Raw genomic sequence first — 18272 nt, forward strand, 5'->3', positions numbered from 1 at the left:
AATCAAGATTTTTATAATGTGCTAGAATTTAGTTTATAAAAAATTTAGTTTATAATAAACTATTGGAATATATTATTCATTGAAACGTGGTTTATAATTTAATTCAGCAAATTTAATGGTAAATTTTGTCCCATGACCACTATCAAGTTTTATTTCTCCATCTAACTGCCTAACTAAACTGTTAACCAACTGCAATCCTAAAGATTTCGTATTTTTAAAATCAATCGTTTTAGGAAAACCTATTCCATTATCTGCAATTATTAATTCAAATTTCTCACTTTTGGATTGGAGGGATACCACTATTTTACCTTTCATCCCAGGGGTGAATGCGTATTTGAGACTGTTAGATACAAGTTCATTTATAATAAGTCCGCAGGGAATGGCAGTTTCCATATTAAATGTTATATTTTCAATATCAATTATAGATTCAACTTCACCTTCTTTAATTGCATAGGAATAAAATAAATCACTTATTAAATTTTTAACATATCCTGGAACATTTATTTTAGTCAAATCCCTAGATTGATACAGTTTTTCATGCACCATTGCCATAGATTTAACCCGGTTTTGACTCTCCACCAGAACATTAACAGTTTCCTGTTCCTCAACGTATCCTTTTTGAAGGTTCAGCAGGCTAGAAATAATTTGCATATTATTCTTGACCCTATGATGAACCTCCTTTAGTAGGACTTCTTTTTCATGTAAGGATTCCTTCATTTTATTTTCAACTATCTTCCGATCTGTAATATCTCTACAGATAACTAAAATGAACGATAAGGTATTATTTTTTTTAATACTTGTTATTTTAATTTCAATCCACCGAATATTTCCATTTTTATCATAAATTAGGGATTCGTATGGTTTAACATCATCACCATTTAAAAACTTAGTAAACATGGAAGCATTGCACTTTAATTCTTCTGGAGGGAAAATTTTTAACTCCATGAAGTGTTTCCCTACAATTTCTTCTTTTGATAAACCAGTTATCTGTTTAGCAGCATTATTAACCTCCAGAATAATGCCCTTTAAGTTCAGGAGGATGGTATAATCAGGATCTGATTCAAAAAGGGTTCTGTATTTATCCTCACTTTCCTTTAATGCTTCTTCTGCTTTTTTTCGTTCAGTTATATCTCTAGTGATTCCAGAGATTCCGATAATATTTCCATTGTAGTCATGGAGGGGGTTTAAAACCACCTCATAGTCATGAATTTTACCATCAGGCATGATAGATGTGGTAAGAGAGGTAACAGTGGAGTTTGTTCTGTAAACTTTCTGGTGTAATTGATTCCATTCCTGGCACTGATCTTGGGGGAAACCGAGCTCTTCATGGGTTTTGCCAATAATTTCATCTTCTGAAATCATCATACTATCACAAAGACTTTTATTGGCACTGACAAATCTACCCTGCCGGTCATAACTGTAGATGAAATCATGACTGGAGTCGATAATCAGACGAAGCTGTTCTTCACTACGCCTCACAGTTTCCTGTGCGTTTTTACTGGCAGTGATATCGATAATACTTCCCTGAAGATAAGATAAATCTCCTTTTTCATCCCTAACTGCCCGGACATTGATCTTAATCCATATTACTGAACCATCCTTTTTTTTAATTTCCGTCTGGAAATCATTAACCTCGTCTTGATGCTTCAAAAGTTCAATTAAATTCTCACGATCTTGGGGGTGAACATAAAGATCTTTAATATTAGTAACAGAGCCAATCATTTCCTTTGGAGAATCAAATCCTGCTATTCTGGCAAATGAAGGGTTAACACTAACGTATCTTCCTTCAGGTGTGCTCTGAAATATTCCTTCTATGGAATTTTCAAAAATACTTCTGTAATTTTCCTCAGATTTTTTTAACAGCTCTTCTGCATTTTTTTGTTCTGTGATATCTTCTATGAAACCTTCAATGAATAAATCTTCATCTTCAATAACACACAAACCCCTTTCCCTAACCCATTTAATCTCATTACTAAAAGTTCTTATTCGGTAGCTGGTTTCATAGGGCTGATTTTTTCCAATTGCATCCTGGACTGTGCTCCATACGTGGTCACGGTCTTCCTCAAAAATCAGTTCCTTGTATGCTATTATTGAATTATTAATAAGTTCGGAGGGTTTATAACCTGTGATTTCTTCACATTGGTGACTAACAAATTCCATAGTCCAGTTTTTATCATACCTGCAGCGATATGCCATTCCCGGTAAGTTAGAAATCAGATTAGTCCAACGCTGGTCACGCTTCCTATAAGCTTCTTCCGTTTTTTTAAGTTCAGTTACATCTTCTAAGATAAGGGTGATCCCTTTAATTTCGTTATTTTCTTTAAGGGGGCTGTAATGGAGAATTACGGTTTTTTCATTGTTTTTTCTATCGGTAAAATTCCATTGGATTTTTCCCAAACTTCTGCCATGGATAACGTCTTCAAAGGCAGATAAAACTTCTTCTGGATTTATTTTTATGAGTGGGGCAATATTAATCAAAGATTTCCCTACCAATTCATCTTTCTCAAAACCAGTTAACTCTAATGCTTTTTGATTAGCTTCAGATACAAAACCCTTATGATCTAAAAGTATTATGGCCTCCCCTGCTGTTTCAATCACTGATCTGTATTTCTTTTCAGATTCCTCTAGACTTTTTTCCATTTTTTTCCGATGGGTTATGTCTCTTAAAATACCATCTGCATACCATTCCCCTTCTTGTTTGTAGGTAGCCATGGAATGATCATGCACCCATATCCATTTACCGTCTTTTCTTTTGATCCTGTATTCAATGTCAAATAATTCATTTTTGGTGAAAAGATTTTCAAAGGACCTTTTTACCATTTCAATATCTTCAGGGTGTATCCTTCCAAAAAATAGTGAATTACCTCCAGCATATATTTCTTCAGGAGTATAACCGTAGATCTTTTCTATTGAAGAACTGATGAATGTTGTTTCACCACTAGGGGAGGTGGTCCACACCACATCGGGAATGTTATTCAGTAAGGATCGGTATTTTTCTTCACTTACCCTAAGTTCTAATTCTGGTTTTTTTAGAGAACTAATATCCTGACAAAATATATTAAATCCATTTTTATAGGCAAAAACACGGATTTGGTACCATTTATCAGAATTAGGGGTATTAAAATGAGATTCAAATTCAAAACTTCTTTTTTGGTGTAATAATTGGAGTTTGTCCTGAAAAATATCGTTTTCACAGTTTTTAAAAGCTTTTAAAATATCCTTACCAATAAAATCTTCCTTTAAAACTCCAAAGAACTTTTCAGCAGCGTTATTAACATAATTAACTCTAAAATTCGGGTCAACTGATAAAAAAATATCACTGATCCCTTCAAAAACTTCTTCAGTTAAGTTGTTTTTTTGATTATAAGACACTGTTAACCCTCAATTGAAATAGTCAACTGATACATTATCTGGGTTTATTTATATTTACTTTTTTTTAAGGTAGAGTATGTCTAATATTAAGATATTGCGGAAAAAAGTAAGGAAATTGGAGGTTGAATTCAAAAAAAGAGAAATTTTAGCTATAATTTTATTTATTGGCAAACTCATTAACACTAATAATTTTCATAGTAGTAAAAGCTTAAATCTAATTAATATAAATTAATTGGTTTAGAAATAATGTATTCGGTGAAGGATTTTATACAATTTAATTGTAGATATAACTGTGATAATTATGGAAGGTTTACTTTGGTGGCTGATTGCTGGGACTAGAGGTGGTATAAATCGAGCCAGACTTATCAATGAATTGAAAAACCGTCCATATAATGCTAATCAACTGGCAAATATTCTTGATTTAGATTATAAGACGGTTAAACATCATTTAAATGTTTTGGATAAGAACAATATTGTGGTTATGTGTGGTGAGGGGCAATATGGGACTGTTTACATGCTTTCAGATACCATGGAAGAGAACTTCGATTCTTTCAAGAAGATCTGGAAGGAATCTGGAAAGAAATAATTAAAATAATATTGAATTGGAGTTTTATATTGGAGTGGACAGTATGTTAAGATATATAGGCATGGCAGTGGCATTAGCCAATATCTCAATAATAGTAATTTTACTTTCAATTTACTGGAAAAATTATAGTAAATGGAAATCTGAATACACCTTGGGACTTTTAATATTTGGAACTTTTTTACTTATCCAGAATCTACTTTCAATGGGGTTTTTAGCACCACCTCCACCACCAGAACCTTCAGGAGGAGGTTTAGGAAATGAATATTCCCTCTTACTGATTAATATAAGTCAGTTAGTAGCACTGGCTGCGCTTTTAAAAATCAGTTGGAAATAATAACATGAAATAACCGCAAAACACAACTTTTTTTTATTTTTAGTTCTTTTTAATTATTTTTTTATCTTAATCATAATGAAAATCTATTTAATCAATTTCACCCTCACTCAAATTTATTTTTTTGAATTAATGCTAATACAATTTTATTTTGACTTTTTTAAGTTTTTATTAAATGTTGTGAATTTACCTTAATAATTTGCTTTTTTGACCAGTTTATGGCTTCACGATCTTTTTAACAGAATGATCTATTCTTGAAATTGGGAAAGATTTGGGTATAGGCTGTATTGAACCGGTAAAAATTCGGTTTAATCTGGGAAAAACTACTTTTATGCATTAATTCTAGAAAAAAACATCAAAAGGATTTAAAGATGCTGTAATGTTCCGAACAGGATGTTTTTTAATAAAATGAATCATCGTAAAAGGAATTTTCATACACAAAATTTTTAAGAAAATGTGTTGATCTGATTCATTTTCATTCCCATGGTTTTTTATATTAACCCTAGAAAATGGCCAGATAAGGAAAATTAGATACAATTACTCATTAAACAAAAAAAATTAAAAAATACAAATTCTATGCAAAAAAGGTTGATATGATGGATATAGCAAATTATAAGGTTATTGCATCTCTTTCAGGGGTTGATATTATAAAATTCTTTAAAGAGAAATACTGGTTAATCATATTGATAGCCATTTTCTTATTCTCATTTGCACTTGATATATTCGTTTTAACCCGATATTCCTTCTCATATGGTATTGATGGTGCATTTTACGATATACAAATACGCAATATAATGCAATACGGATTTCCAATGAGTAACGATCCTCCATTGGCGTATTATTTACTCGCACCATTTGCATTTCTTTCTGGAAACTCATTTTTAGGAATCAAAATTGGAATGTCCCTAATAGGTTCACTGCTTGCTTTTCCAGCATTCAAGCTCACAGAATTGTATAGAAGGGAAAAAAATGGGAAAATCTTAGGATCAAGGATACCAGCACTTCTAAGTGCTTTCATGGTGACAATTAATGTAAACTATTTTGCCCTAATAGGAAATTACATGCAGAACCTGGTAGGGGTTCTTTTCCTATCGATATTCTTTTATTATGTCATTAAATGGTTTGAAGACATTGAAAATTGGAAAAAATACGGAGCCTTAACTATCTTATTCTTAGGTATAAACTTATTAACGCATATTTACACAGGAGCCCTGGCTGTAACCATTTTCTTTTCCCTGTTAATCTTCAGCATTGTCTTAAAAACATATAATACTCGCAAATTACCCCTCTTCGACCTGAAAATATTGGGTTTATTAAGTTTATTAATACTGGGCTGTTTTATTATCCTATTCGTGGCATATCCAGTGATGTACACCAAGTATGGAACTGTTCTATCCTTTTTAAATTCCTCTTCTACAATCACAACTGGTGGTCATGGAATGAGTAGTCCGGTTAATGGCATGATATTTTGCAGTTTACCTTACCTATTGGGAGTTGCAGCTTCTCTATTAATACTTTACCGGGGATTAAAAGAAATAATCTCAAATGAATCCCAGATTAATAATTCTTCACAGATGAAAATCAATATAAATACACTCTTAGCATGGGTTTATATTTCCTTTGCTGCTGTTGTGACTGTATTAGCTGTCATGCCAGCATCCGATTATCAGTCAAGGTTCTTGTTAATTGCCTTTTTACCCCTAGGGCTGATAATTCCAATAGGACTAAAATTTATGGAAACAGAATTTCTAGCCAGATATCCTTCTAAAAAGCTACCAACAACTCTCTTAGTAATTGGAATAGCAATAATATTTGCTTTTTCCAGTTTCTACACAGCTTCACAATCTTTCAACAATCTGGGCCCTACCATCACCACAGATGAGTATAATGATCTGGTTAAAATTAGGGCAAGCTTTGTCAACAACAGTGATGAAAATATAGTCATTTTAGCATCAGACTTCCAGACCAAATACTGGGTGGAGTATATTTTAGGTGACTTAGGTCAAGGTAAAAATGTAAATGTTGTTGAAAACATTAATGGAGTCCAAGAAAAGTATCAAAATAGCACCTTATATGCAATAAGTTCTCTAAATACTCAAACATCTTCTATAAAGACCTTTAACACAGCTTCAGGAACTTCAACACTAAATCAGGGGAATATAGTATCCAATTCAGGAAATACAATATCAAATCAGGGCAACATGCCATCAGATCCCATGAATGCAGGATCAAACCCTGGAAATAGGGTAAGGAATATGGGAGGTGGGGGCATGGACAACAGTTATGATCTAAGTTTCCTCCTCCCCTATGGACCTCCCCTTTTACCTAATTCGTGGGATAGTATATTGATAAATAATAGAGGCTCAACTGCCATGCAAAATCCACTAAACAGAGACAATCAGCATCCTGAAAAAAATAACAACACCACAAATAGATCTCCTGGAAACATGACCTCTAATGCTGCACCTCCTGAAAATATGGCTTCTAACAATATACAACCTGATGGGGGCATGCCTGGAAGTAGAAACCAGACTCAGGGAGCTCCTATAAATAATATCGGATCAGGTTCTGATGGGGAATCATTAAAATTTTTAGAATCATTGACTAGTTCAGGAACCACCATCTACAGCGGAAAATATTTCAAAATAATCAAGATAAAACTGTGAAATAAAAGTTGGATGTGTTGTGAAGATTAATGTTGTGCTTTAAGGAAGGATAACAATTATGGAAAAAAAGGTATGTTATGATAAAATAGAAAATTAAGAATATAGGCAACTTTAACATTTTTTTAAATATTCTTTTTTATCTCTTTTTAAAGTCTAAAATGGTTCTCACCATTGGCATTTCTAGATTTATATCCACTGAAATAGGAGGGCCTTCATCCAAGTACATTGAGGTCAGAACATACTTTTCAGATGTTGATTGGTTTGATTTTCCAATGATTTTAAGGATGAATGTATCCTTTTCACTATTTTCAAAAAAATCTTTAACTTTTCCAGAATCCTGGCCTATGACCCGCAATATTATCATAAGATGATTATCATTGGACCAATGAAAGTCTTTAATAAACTCTTCAGGGATGGTAATTTCATCTATTGCAGGTTTTACTTTTTCAAAAGTTATTGCTTCGGGTATATTTTCCATAAAAAATCCTCCATGTCTACATCATCCAGTTCCTTGATAATTAACACCTTTATGATAATAAATTCCTCTAAGTATTTAGTATATTCTTAAGATTCCAATCATTTTCCAATTGTATCTTTATGATTTGCATGTTTAATCTATCCATCTTAAACTGAATCTATTCACAAAATGGGAATCCTTTCATCTTTCTACAAATTTTAGAAGATTTCATTATACTTTACTTTTTATTAACTTGCTCAAAAACCATGTTATGGGGAATGAATAGCTTCTTTTATATTTAAAAACATATATTCTTCTGTTTTTCCAACGAATTCCTAGAATTAGCTCTTTAATTGGAATTTGAAACATTGACAGGGGAATATTAAGGAAATTGTAATAGTTATATATTTTTTCTATGTATTTTAATTGAATATCCTCATTTCATCTATTATTAACCCATTGGGAATGTTAGGTTCGAGCTTGACAAGTAAATCGATAATAATATATAAAAAGTAGTTGTTCATTAATTATAATGATAAATAGATTGTGGTAAGGAGGTGAGAACTTGGTTCTGGGGATAAATGATCCATGGATTTGGGGTGCATATATTGGATGCATTCTAGCAACTCTTCTTTGTGTTGTTTATGGAGTATTAAATTGGAATAAAGGCGGCGAAGATGAAGAAGAGCAAGTAAAAGAAGAAGTGGAGTGGCATAAAAAGGAAAAAGAAATGCAAGAGAAAGAATTGGGTCTCTGGGATGAAGAAGATGCATAATAATCTACATTTCATAAAGATATAGGTTGTGGATTAAATGAATGATTTATTGATATTAAGTATAGTAGTTTTAATATACCTATTTATAACTGGCTACGTGGGATACGTGGCCTGGCGGCGTACCAAGACTGCTGATGATTATATGGTGGCGGGAAGGGAAACTCATCCTGTCATAATGGCTTTAAGTTACGGTGCAACTTTCATCAGCACAGCAGCTATAGTAGGTTTTGGGGGAACAGCAGGAGTTTATGGAATGGGTCTTTTATGGTTGACATTCCTGAACATTCTGGTGGGTATTTTCATAGCATTCGTATTTTTTGGAAAACGTACCCGAAAAATGGGACACAATTTAGGCGCCCTAACTTTTCCTGAATTTTTATCCAAACGTTTTGATAGCAGATTCATACAGTATTTCAGTGGTTTGGTAATATTCTTCGGAATGACATTGTATGCATCTGTGGTTTTAATTGGTATGGCTAGATTTGCTGAAACAACTCTGAGTATAGATTACAATATAGCTTTAATTGTACTGGCAGTTATTGTGGCATTATACGTTATTTTCGGAGGAATAAGGGGTGTGATGTACACTGATGCTGTTCAGGGAACTATAATGTTTGTGGGAATGGCAATATTACTGGTATCCACCTACTGGATGTTAGGAGGCGTAGTTAATGCCAATCAAGCTCTCACTAACCTAGTTAACATGGTACCGGCCAATGCCACAGCAACGGCAACTGCCACAGGATTCACAGGATGGACCTCCATGCCGGCATTGGGAAGTCCCTTCTGGTGGACACTGGTCAGCACACTTATCTTGGGTGTAGGAATAGGAGTTCTATCTCAACCACAGCTTGTAGTAAGGTTCATGACTGTAAAATCAAACCGAGAACTAAACAGAGCTGTTTTAGTGGGCGGAATATTCATACTAATGATGACCGGCACTGCATTCATAGTTGGTGCATTATCCAATGTATATTTCTTTGACACTGTGGGGAAATTGTCTGTGCAGGTTGTAGGGGGAAATGCAGATAAAATAATACCTGCTTTCATCACAGCAGCTATGCCCTTATGGTTTGCATACCTTTTCATGATAACCCTTTTATCTGCGGCAATGTCAACCCTAAGTGCTCAGGTTCATGTACAGGGAACTGCTCTTGGTAGAGACATCTATGAAACAATTGCCCGGAAAAAAGGAGGAGCTTCGGTAATGGTTGCTCGGATGGGAATAGCCATTGCCATGATAATTGCAGTCATTATGGGGTTCATATTACCGGCAAATATTATTGCAGTGGGAACTTCCATGTGGTTCTCCATAACCGCAGCAGCATTCCTCTCCATGTACGTATTCGCCCTCTTCTGGAAAGGCTGTACCAAAGCTGGAGCCATATCTGGACTGGTAGTTGGAACTATTATCAGTTTATTCTGGCTGGTATTTGAATACAAAAAATCAGCAGAAGCCCTGGGAATTGCAAAAGCCATTACCGGAAGTGCAATGGTTATTCCAGGCATGCCATGGCCTACCGTAGACCCCATTGTAATTGCATTACCAATTGCTTTTGTGGTCACAATAGTGGTAAGCCTTCTAACCAAAAAACCCAGCAAGGAACACATGGAAAAATGTTTCCAAGGAGTAGAATAATTCTACTCTATTTCCCTTTTTTTTAAATTAAGGCATAATTAGGCGTATTTTTAAATATTAAATTTCAATTCCTATTTATAGAAGATTCACATCATTTATTTCTAAATCATGTTCATAATCTCTGAAACTATAAGTATAACTTGAAACTTAAATTTATAACAAGAACATAGGATTAAGTTAATTTATTAAATTTTTACTTCCTTTAGGTTAAGTTTTGTTTGCATGTGATTTGTAAATGGTGATAATATGAGAGTAGTACAAGAAATCGTGGGAAAAGAGGTTTTAGATAGTTCAGCAGTTATAATTGGAAAAGTAAAGGATGTTGAAGTAAATCTGGAGACCAATGAAATCCAAGCTTTCGTTGTGGGTAAAGGAGGTATTTCAGAGGGATTAGGACTATCCAAAGGTGAAACCATCGTTCCTTGTGATATGGTGAGTAAAATTGGGGATAAAATCCTTCTTAAAAGCCGAGATGAAACTACAACTTACGAGTTCTAATCAATTTCATTTTTTTAGCCAATTCTTTATTTATTAAAAAAATTACTGGATTCAATCCATTAAGAATCGAATATTTCAATTAAACACTTGGTTACTCTAGTTAAATATTAAATATTGTTTTATCTAATAACCAGAAATCTTTCATTAAGATTCATTAAGAAAGCAATTACAATAAGGTGTTTGGTGGTGGAAGTCCGAGGTATATGTAATATCTGCGGTCAACCGGGTAAAATGTACACCTGTTCAATGTGTGGTGCATTAGTTTGTGGCAGGTGTTTCCAGCTAAATCAGGGAATATGTAAACGCTGCCAGAAGGGTCTAAAGTTTCATAAAAAAGATAATTCATATTATTAGTGTTATTCATTAGATAATATCAACAATTTATAGACTTAAATACATTCAAATTCTAGTCATCCAAAATTCTACTGACTCTGTTAATCTACTGATCTCTTAAAAAACTGATTAAATGTTATATCTAAAATATATTTAAAAAAAATATTCAGTTTTATAAAGGAATGATGTTAATGTCAATAAAATCGGAAAAAAACCTTCTAATTAACTTATTAAAGGATAATCAAGTTATCAAACTGGGTAAATTCACCCTATCATCCGGCAAAGAAAGCGATTACTATGTGGATATGAAAAAGGCTATTACTGAACCCCGCATCCTATCCCAGATTGCAAAGATCATCTCTGATCTCATAAAGGAGGATGAAATCGATAGGATAGCCGGACCTGCCCTGGGAGCTGTTCCCATTGCAACTGCTGTGGCACTCCACTCTGAAATCCCAATGCTCATGATAAGAAAGGCCCAGAAAGATTACGGGACTTCAAAACTCATTGAAGGGGAACTTAAAGACGGTGATAAGGTTATTGTAGTGGAAGACGTTACCACCACTGGAAATTCCCTACTGAAAGCAGTTAAAGCGGTTTTAGATAATGGTGGTGTGGTGGAAAGAACCTTTGTGGTAGTTGATCGGGAGGAAGGTGCAGTGGAAAAGTTAAAAGAGGAAGGATTGCTTCTGGAACCATTGGTAACCATCAATGATTTTAAATAGCAATCAGTTATTTTAAATAGCAAAGTTATCGTATTAGTGATGCTATTTTTTTTAAATTTTTGTCAAAACTAACTTTATTGTCTTTTATTTTCAATTTATCTTTTCTTTTCAATTAAAATTCCAATTCCGTATTTCAAACTGAAATAACTGATTAAAAACTTAATGATGATTAAAAATTAAAATATATTAACTTTTCACGTGTTTTACCAGGTGTCCCAGTTCTCCTTTAATCAGTTTCATTCCAAGGGTAACTGCATTGGGAGATCCGGGTAATGCCACAAGAATTGTTTCATTCCAGACTCCTGCAGTCGCTCTTGACAATATGGCACCGGTTCCAAGTTCTTTATATGATTCATAACGGAATATTTCACCAAAACCATGCAATTCTTTATTAAATAAGGGATTAATGGTTTCTATGGTAATGTCACGTTTCCCAATTCCAGTACCTCCTGTGCTGATTATGATTTCAGCCCCTTCATCCCTCATTTTATGGATAGTTTTCAGGAGAATCTCTGCATCATCGGGGATAACCTTATAAGATATGATATCATGCTGATCTTTTATTGATTCAATTATAATTCTTCCAGATAAATCCTGTTTCAAATCTGCATAATCCAACACATCTCCCTTATTAGAATTTTTTAATCGTGGAGAATGGGATCTTGAATCACTCAAAGTAATTATCCCCACTTTAACCATTAAAGGGCTTTTTTTTCTGTGTTCTTCCATACTTTTACTCTTCATTAATTCATCCTCTTTTTAAAGCATTCCAGGACTATAATCATTAACTAATTCTAATTAATCAAGGTATAAAGGGATTATGCGGGTCCAATTCGTGATACAAGCACATATTTATAAGATATGATTATTCAAATACAATTTAAAATAATTATTTACATATAAATAAAATATTACAGATCTGAAAATATTTCTAAAAATGTTAACTGTATTAAAATAATATAATCACTATCAAATCACTATCAAGATAAAAGTTCCATTCAATGTTGTAATTTAATAGATAATTCTTTAGATCAGGATATTAAACATATTATTGTGGGGGAGGGTATTAGGTCCAAATCGGAGGCGGTTTTTCGCAGGCGAAAAATTATGAACGGAGTCTAATGTCACCCTCCCTCAACAAATAATTTATTGTTTTAATTACATAAAAAGATTTCCCCGCAGCAGTATGCAGGAATAAAAAACGACTTTAAATACTCAAATAATTCAAAAACGTTAGTATATGTTATATTTTTTAAAAAAATTCTTATAGGTACATTTTATAGTCAAATAAATGCACTTAATCTCATATAATTTTAATGCATAATTTCTGGTGGGTTTTATGAAAGATAAAATATATGTGCTGGATGCTTCAGGAATAATCGGAGGTTTTATATCTCCAAAACATCTTAATATCACCACAAACTCAGTTATATCTGAATTAAAGGATATAAAATCGCAAATTATTGTTGAATCCGCTTTAAAAGATGGTTCACTTGTTATTGGAGAACCTGGTTCCGATTCAATCAGTAAAGTTCAAAGTGCAATTACCACTTCTGGTGATATTTTAAGGTTATCTACAGTTGATAAAGAGTTGGTGGCATTGGCCCTGACACTGGAAAAAAATTATTATCCATTGGTGGTTACTGATGATTACTCCATACAGAATATCCTGAAAATCCTCCAGATTCCCTATTGCAGTGTTTTAACAGAGGGTATAAATGAAGTATATGCTTGGATAAAAATATGCAGGGGTTGTCGGAAAAAATATCCACCGGAATATAAAGAGGATGAATGTGAAATTTGTGGTTCTTCTGTTTACCGTAAAAGAATAAAGAAATAAAAATAAAGAGATGATAAACATTCTAGACGCATTTATATTCAATTAGAACTTCAATCCCCTACAAAAATCTAAGAATATAAAAATAGTAACTTCAAAATACTAAACTGGCCATTTAGAACTCAATTTAAGCATATCACAATCATTTATCACGTCTGTACAATCTTCTGACTTTTCAAGGGTATTAGAGGGTAATTATAAAAACTTGTTAATTCCAAGGTGAAACATGAATCAGATGAAGATTGGTGTGGTGGTACATGGACCTGAAATCGTGGATTCAGGTTATGCCAAAAAAATTATGGATTTATTAGAGGACTATGGGACGGTTCATGCTCGCTTAGGTGGTACTATGGGCAGAACTGCGGTAATTGATGCACACCTGGAAGATAGAATTGATATCAGTAAAAAATTATTTCCCAGCCAATCAGTTGACATATTTAATCAGGAAAAATGTGATGTTATCTTTCTCATAAACTATGGCAAATCCAGTGTAACTGGTCATGCCTTCGGATTCAAAGTATATGCAAATTCCCAGGGTAAGCCGCCTCTCATACAAATGGAAAGGCCAGGAGAAAATGACGGGACAGTCATTGCCTGGAGGCAGGACCTTCAAGAACTGGCAAAAGATATTTCAAAAAAGCTGGGCCTAAAACTAATTTCTCCACAAAACATCAGGAAAAAATTATTTAAAGAAGATCCCTGCCAGGAATTCATCACTGAAGGAACTGAAGGGAATAACAACAGAATATGTAGAAATATTGCAGGAGTATCCCCACATGAGAATATCTTTGTCAACGGGATAGTAATCGGAAAATCCACATCTTCAGAAGTGGCAATAATAGCTGAAAATGGTATAATAACCCAACTTATAGGGGGGAAGATCAAGAAACATGGAGTTGAGAAGCTGGGGGTTGTGGAGCTTGATAAAGCCATAATAAAAACAGGACTCCTACGTAAATCGAAAGTTACACCTCGTATAATAAATTCTATTAAAAATAACCATAAATTCAATATTTCTTTTCTTAACCATGCTGCAGAAGACATTTACAAGTTGAAAAATGCAGATATGGTAGTTACTGTGGGTGATGACACCACTCTAGTCGCTGCGGATATTCTATACCGTTTCAAAGTTCCTATAATCGGTATTACTGATGGAGATTTAGATAAAGTAGTTGAGGAAGGTTTTAAAGCCGAAGGATCGCTGATAGTTGAACTTGAAAGCGGTTTAGATGATTTAGCAGGTGCTAAGATTTTTTCTGAACTCTTTAACAATCAAGAGACCATAGAAATAGAAAATATAGAAAATTTTAAAAGTAAACTCTTACAGATAGTTAGTAGTATAACTAGTAATTACCAGGTCAAAGAATAAGGTTAAAGAATAAGTTTTTGCTGGAGTGAAATGAAGGGAGTGAATCATTAGAGATTCAAACTTAAAGGAATTAAATGAATTTACTTGAATAATGGAAATATTATCAAGAAACAGTTATTCAGAATTGAGTTCTATTTCAAATTATTCCTAAATTCTAATAATAAAATTCTAGATAATATATTCCCTTCCCCTTAATCCACAAATCAATAATAGGGATATTATAACAGAATATTAAACTATAAAGAGGTGCACCCTTGGATTTAAAGCCACTGGTTGATTCTATAAGAAATTTTGAGGGGATTACTCGTAAAAATCTTATTAATGATGTAACTAATCTTCTGGAGGAGACCTATAACATATCTGGAAGAACTATCCTGGGTTTTGGTGATGATGCATCAGCCCTAGAAATAGGTAACGGACAGGTGGTACTTTTAGCTGCCGATGGAATGTGGGGAAAGCTCATGGAAGCAGATCCCTGGTGGGCAGGCTACTGTTCTGTTCTGGTTAATGTAAATGACATCGCGGCCATGGGGGGAATACCCCTGGCAATGACCAATGTTTTAGCCACTCAAGATAAAGACATCTGCAGGCAGATAATTGACGGAATCAATGAGGGGGTGAAAAAATTTGGCGTGCCCATGGTGGGAGGTCATGTTCACCCTGATGCACCCTACAACTCTCTGGATGTTTCAATAACCGGCATCATGGATCGTGATGACCTCATAACCAGCTGTAACGCCCAACCTGGTGAAAAGGTTCTAGTGGCTGTGGATCTGGATGGAAAAATACACCCTAAATTCAAACTCAACTGGGACACCACCACCATGAAAAGCCCAGAACTGGTACAATCACAGATCAAGACCATGAACCAGCTGGCACGAAAGCACCTGGTGAGTTCAGGGAAAGACATCAGCAACCCTGGAACTCTGGGAACTCTGGGAATGTTACTGGAAACATCCAATGTGGGTGCAACAGTGGAGTTAGAATTAATACCCCGAAACCCTGATGTTAACTGGGAGGATTGGCTTAAACTATACCCTGGAGCAGGATTCATCCTCACTGCAAAGGAGGAAAATGTGGAAAGCATCATTGAAATCCTGGAAAAAGTAAACATAACCACAAAAGTGGTGGGCAGTATTATACCAGAAAAAAAACTATACCTAATATCAGGCAGTGAAAAAGAACTCGTTTTTGATTTTGAAAAAGATAAAATCACTGGAATACATGATGAAAACCCAGGAGGGTAATTAATGCGGGTGAAAGTCAATGAAGAAGAAGTAGATCTCGCTGAAGGATCAACCATAAAGGATGCCATCGAGAAAGTGAAAGCACCTTACATATCAGGGTGCGTCCTGGGTCTGATCAAGGGCACAGAAGAAGTTGAAAGGCATGTAAACAAGTACAAGCTCAAAACCAACCAGGGAAGTATCATCATTGAAATACTGGATAATGCCCCGAAAAATCTGGTTGCAATCTGGAAAGATCGCTACAAAGAATTTTCCAAAATGGGAGTACGCTGGACCACCTCCCAGGAAGTGGCAGTAGGCCCTATAAAAACAGATCTTACCCCCAGCAGAGATAAATACAAATACCATAGATGGGATGTTCTTTTCAGCCTATCAGGATTCACTTCAGAAGCAACCCATCTCATATTATCTCTTGGAGAACATGAAGCCACTTACGGAGCTCCAGAAGAAAACAGGGGAGTGTTTGCTCGTATAATTGGGGGGAAAAGAACAGTCCTGAAACTCACTGATGATGATGAAATATTGGAAGTTAAACCTGTACTGGAAAGGGAGAATATTATAAAAAGCTCTGCAATCACTAATCTGGAAACTCTCCTTGAAGAAGGAAACCAGGTATTTACCTATGTGGAAGTAAAACCCAATCCGGACTCTCCACAATCAGTGGAGCACTTCTACGCACTCCAGGAATCAGGTAAAATCAGGGTGGACTATGATTCTAACTCCTTTGTTGGTTTTTATGCATTACAAGGACTGGAAAAAAAAGCTGAAAAAATAGACCAAAGAAAACGAGGAACTATAACTCTACGAAATAAGGGAAAAGGCGTTGGTCGTGTTTACATTTACAGGGAAGACCGGGTTTCCACTCCTTCTCACACTGTACTGGGTAAAGTGGAGAAAGGAATGCAATTACTGGATATGGTCCGTTACAGTGATGAGGTAACCTTCCGAACAATTCCAGGTAGGATAATGACTCTTTCCATGACACAAAAAGAGGCAGAAGAATTTTTAATAGATAAAGGTGTTAAACAGGTTCGTGAAGGTCTCAAAGATGATGATGCAGTGGTTGTAAGACAGGAACCCCATTTTACCATGGATATAATAGCCCAGGGTGAAGTTAAAACATTTGCAATTCCCGAAGAAGACTTGGTTCGCTTGGAATTGGATAACCAGGCACCACGTTCTACTTGGTACTTCCAGAAAATTACCGGACTGCTTGATTCACCAGTCGGATCTCTGGATGTGCATTTCGCCTTCCCAGGGATGAAATTAATGATGTTTAAAGATGTTCCTAAGGAATCTAAAGGATTAATACCAGAAAACACTCCTAAGGATGTGGTTAAAGCAGGACAGATAGGGGTTACCAACATGTCCCGCCGCCATATTGGGATGGTGGGGGTTCGCTTTGAGGATCATAATGAATTCGGACCCACTGGAGAACCATTCCAGGGAACCAACATCATCGGAAGAGTGATAAGAGGACTGGAAAACTTGGAAAAATATAAAGAGGGGGATACCATTTATGTCACCACCAGATAGGCAACAGTCACCAGAGGATAAGGAAGTTTCACCAGGAAACAGCAAAGTTTCATCAATGAATAAGGAAGAGTCACTCGAAACTAATAAAATCTCACCAGAAATTGATAATGGCCAAAAACTTGAAGATAAAGTCACTCGAATGATTGTTCTGGGTCCTAAAGCTCAAATAAGTCAAAGTGAACTGGTTGGAAAACTACACATGCTGGAACTTCCACTCACCATAAAATCAACCTGTTACGGGGCAGTTATACATGGAGAGGAAAAAGTGGTGATGAATGCCATTAACCAGATCCGAAGTCTTGATCCATCAAATATTTTCACCAAAGACAGGGGATTTCCTCCAGGAGATCCTAGAAGGTGCCGTGCTAAAAGAGGAGCAGCCAGGGAAGGATTCCACCAGTTAGAGAAGGAATATGAACTCTTAGAATATGTGTGTGAAGCCCTGGAAAACCCAGAGAAAGTCACTTTAAAAAAACCGGAAAAAGTTTCCCCTGATGAATTTAGAAAAATAGCCCAGGAGTGTGAAAAATGAATATCAATGCATCTTCCACTGGAGAAGAAATAGCACCCATAGCCCTAGCCATACATAAATTAGTAAACGGCCTTCCACTAACCATGCGCACCCTTGAAAGTCCTGGTGTTCGCATTGAAGACGGTGAAGTTATAGACTATAACTACACTGGACCTATTCTGGAAGAAGTTCTTGCAACTGGGGAAATGGCTCAGGTAATTCCTCAAAGTGGGGCATACCAGGGAACACCTGTGATTGTGGTTCCTATCATTGACAAAGGGGAAATAATAGCAGCCATAGGTCTTGTGGACATAACTCAGGGTATTTACAGTGATATAATTGAAATTACAAAGAGACCTGAAGAATTAGACGATTCTAGGAGTGGTTAAT

Annotated in this window: 17 protein-coding genes; 14 read left to right on the forward strand and 3 right to left on the reverse strand. The window is 35.2% G+C overall.

Annotation, left to right across the window (positions count from 1 at the left end):
* Positions 1-72: 72 nt before the first annotated feature.
* The gene (locus HVN35_05135) at positions 73-3372 is read right to left on the reverse strand and encodes a PAS domain S-box protein (GenBank protein NYB51922.1); all 3300 of its coding nucleotides are present in this window, start codon (positions 3370-3372) and stop codon (positions 73-75) included.
* A 301-nt stretch (positions 3373-3673) separates the two neighbouring features.
* Here HVN35_05135 and HVN35_05140 point away from each other — a divergent pair, with 301 nt between their 5' ends.
* The 3 genes from HVN35_05140 (at position 3674) to HVN35_05150 (ending at position 6955) form a co-directional block, all read left to right on the forward strand.
* Positions 3674-3958 carry a winged helix-turn-helix transcriptional regulator gene (locus tag HVN35_05140; protein ID NYB51923.1) on the forward strand — a complete coding sequence of 95 codons (285 nt, stop codon included), beginning with the start codon at positions 3674-3676 and terminating at the stop codon, positions 3956-3958.
* Between the two features lie 43 nt (positions 3959-4001).
* Positions 4002-4292: a hypothetical protein gene (locus tag HVN35_05145; GenBank protein ID NYB51924.1), complete on the forward strand. Its 291-nt coding sequence runs from the start codon at positions 4002-4004 to the stop codon at positions 4290-4292.
* A 593-nt stretch (positions 4293-4885) separates the two neighbouring features.
* Positions 4886-6955, forward strand: coding sequence for a glycosyltransferase family 39 protein (locus HVN35_05150; protein ID NYB51925.1), 2070 nt, complete (start codon positions 4886-4888; stop codon positions 6953-6955).
* Positions 6956-7091: 136 nt separating this feature from the next.
* On the opposite strand, the gene HVN35_05155 is transcribed toward HVN35_05150, so the two are convergent.
* Entirely contained in the window at positions 7092-7433 is a 342-nt protein-coding gene (locus tag HVN35_05155) for a hypothetical protein (protein NYB51926.1), read from the reverse strand.
* A gap of 544 nt (positions 7434-7977) precedes the next feature.
* On the opposite strand from HVN35_05155, the gene HVN35_05160 reads away from it, so the two are divergent.
* From HVN35_05160 to HVN35_05180, 5 genes are all read left to right on the forward strand, one after another.
* Entirely contained in the window at positions 7978-8187 is a 210-nt protein-coding gene (locus tag HVN35_05160) for a hypothetical protein (GenBank protein ID NYB51927.1), read from the forward strand.
* 37 nt (positions 8188-8224) lie between these two features.
* Positions 8225-9826, forward strand: a complete 1602-nt coding sequence (locus HVN35_05165) for a sodium:solute symporter family protein (GenBank protein NYB51928.1) — start codon at positions 8225-8227, stop codon at positions 9824-9826.
* A 246-nt stretch (positions 9827-10072) separates the two neighbouring features.
* The gene (locus HVN35_05170) at positions 10073-10324 is read left to right on the forward strand and encodes a PRC-barrel domain-containing protein (GenBank protein NYB51929.1); all 252 of its coding nucleotides are present in this window, start codon (positions 10073-10075) and stop codon (positions 10322-10324) included.
* 186 nt (positions 10325-10510) lie between these two features.
* Complete coding sequence (locus tag HVN35_05175) at positions 10511-10678, forward strand: orotate phosphoribosyltransferase (GenBank protein ID NYB51930.1); 168 nt, start codon at positions 10511-10513, stop codon at positions 10676-10678.
* Between the two features lie 170 nt (positions 10679-10848).
* The gene (locus tag HVN35_05180) at positions 10849-11382 is read left to right on the forward strand and encodes an orotate phosphoribosyltransferase (GenBank protein NYB51931.1); all 534 of its coding nucleotides are present in this window, start codon (positions 10849-10851) and stop codon (positions 11380-11382) included.
* Positions 11383-11568: 186 nt separating this feature from the next.
* Here the strand turns inward: HVN35_05180 and HVN35_05185 are convergent, their stop codons facing one another.
* A complete protein-coding gene (locus tag HVN35_05185; protein ID NYB51932.1) occupies positions 11569-12126 on the reverse strand; it encodes a MogA/MoaB family molybdenum cofactor biosynthesis protein in 558 nt (185 codons plus the stop codon).
* Positions 12127-12721: 595 nt separating this feature from the next.
* Here HVN35_05185 and HVN35_05190 point away from each other — a divergent pair.
* The 6 genes from HVN35_05190 (at position 12722) to HVN35_05215 (ending at position 18271) form a co-directional block, all read left to right on the forward strand.
* Positions 12722-13222, forward strand: a complete 501-nt coding sequence (locus HVN35_05190; GenBank protein NYB51933.1) for a ribonuclease VapC — start codon at positions 12722-12724, stop codon at positions 13220-13222.
* 232 nt (positions 13223-13454) lie between these two features.
* Positions 13455-14588, forward strand: coding sequence for a DUF2117 domain-containing protein (locus HVN35_05195; protein NYB51934.1), 1134 nt, complete (start codon positions 13455-13457; stop codon positions 14586-14588).
* 254 nt (positions 14589-14842) lie between these two features.
* Positions 14843-15835, forward strand: a complete 993-nt coding sequence (locus HVN35_05200) for a methanogenesis marker 2 protein (protein NYB51935.1) — start codon at positions 14843-14845, stop codon at positions 15833-15835.
* A gap of 3 nt (positions 15836-15838) precedes the next feature.
* Positions 15839-17371: a methanogenesis marker 3 protein gene (locus HVN35_05205; GenBank protein NYB51936.1), complete on the forward strand. Its 1533-nt coding sequence runs from the start codon at positions 15839-15841 to the stop codon at positions 17369-17371.
* Positions 17372-17510: 139 nt separating this feature from the next.
* Positions 17511-17903 (forward strand): methanogenesis marker 6 protein, encoded by a 393-nt coding sequence (locus HVN35_05210; protein NYB51937.1) that lies wholly within the window; start codon positions 17511-17513, stop codon positions 17901-17903.
* Complete coding sequence (locus HVN35_05215; GenBank protein ID NYB51938.1) at positions 17900-18271, forward strand: DUF2111 domain-containing protein; 372 nt, start codon at positions 17900-17902, stop codon at positions 18269-18271. Before HVN35_05210 ends, HVN35_05215 begins: the two co-directional genes overlap by 4 nt.
* Position 18272: the final 1 nt, after the last annotated feature.

The sequence above is a fragment of the Methanobacteriaceae archaeon genome, assembly GCA_013403005.1.
Lineage (GTDB): Archaea > Methanobacteriota > Methanobacteria > Methanobacteriales > Methanobacteriaceae > Methanobacterium.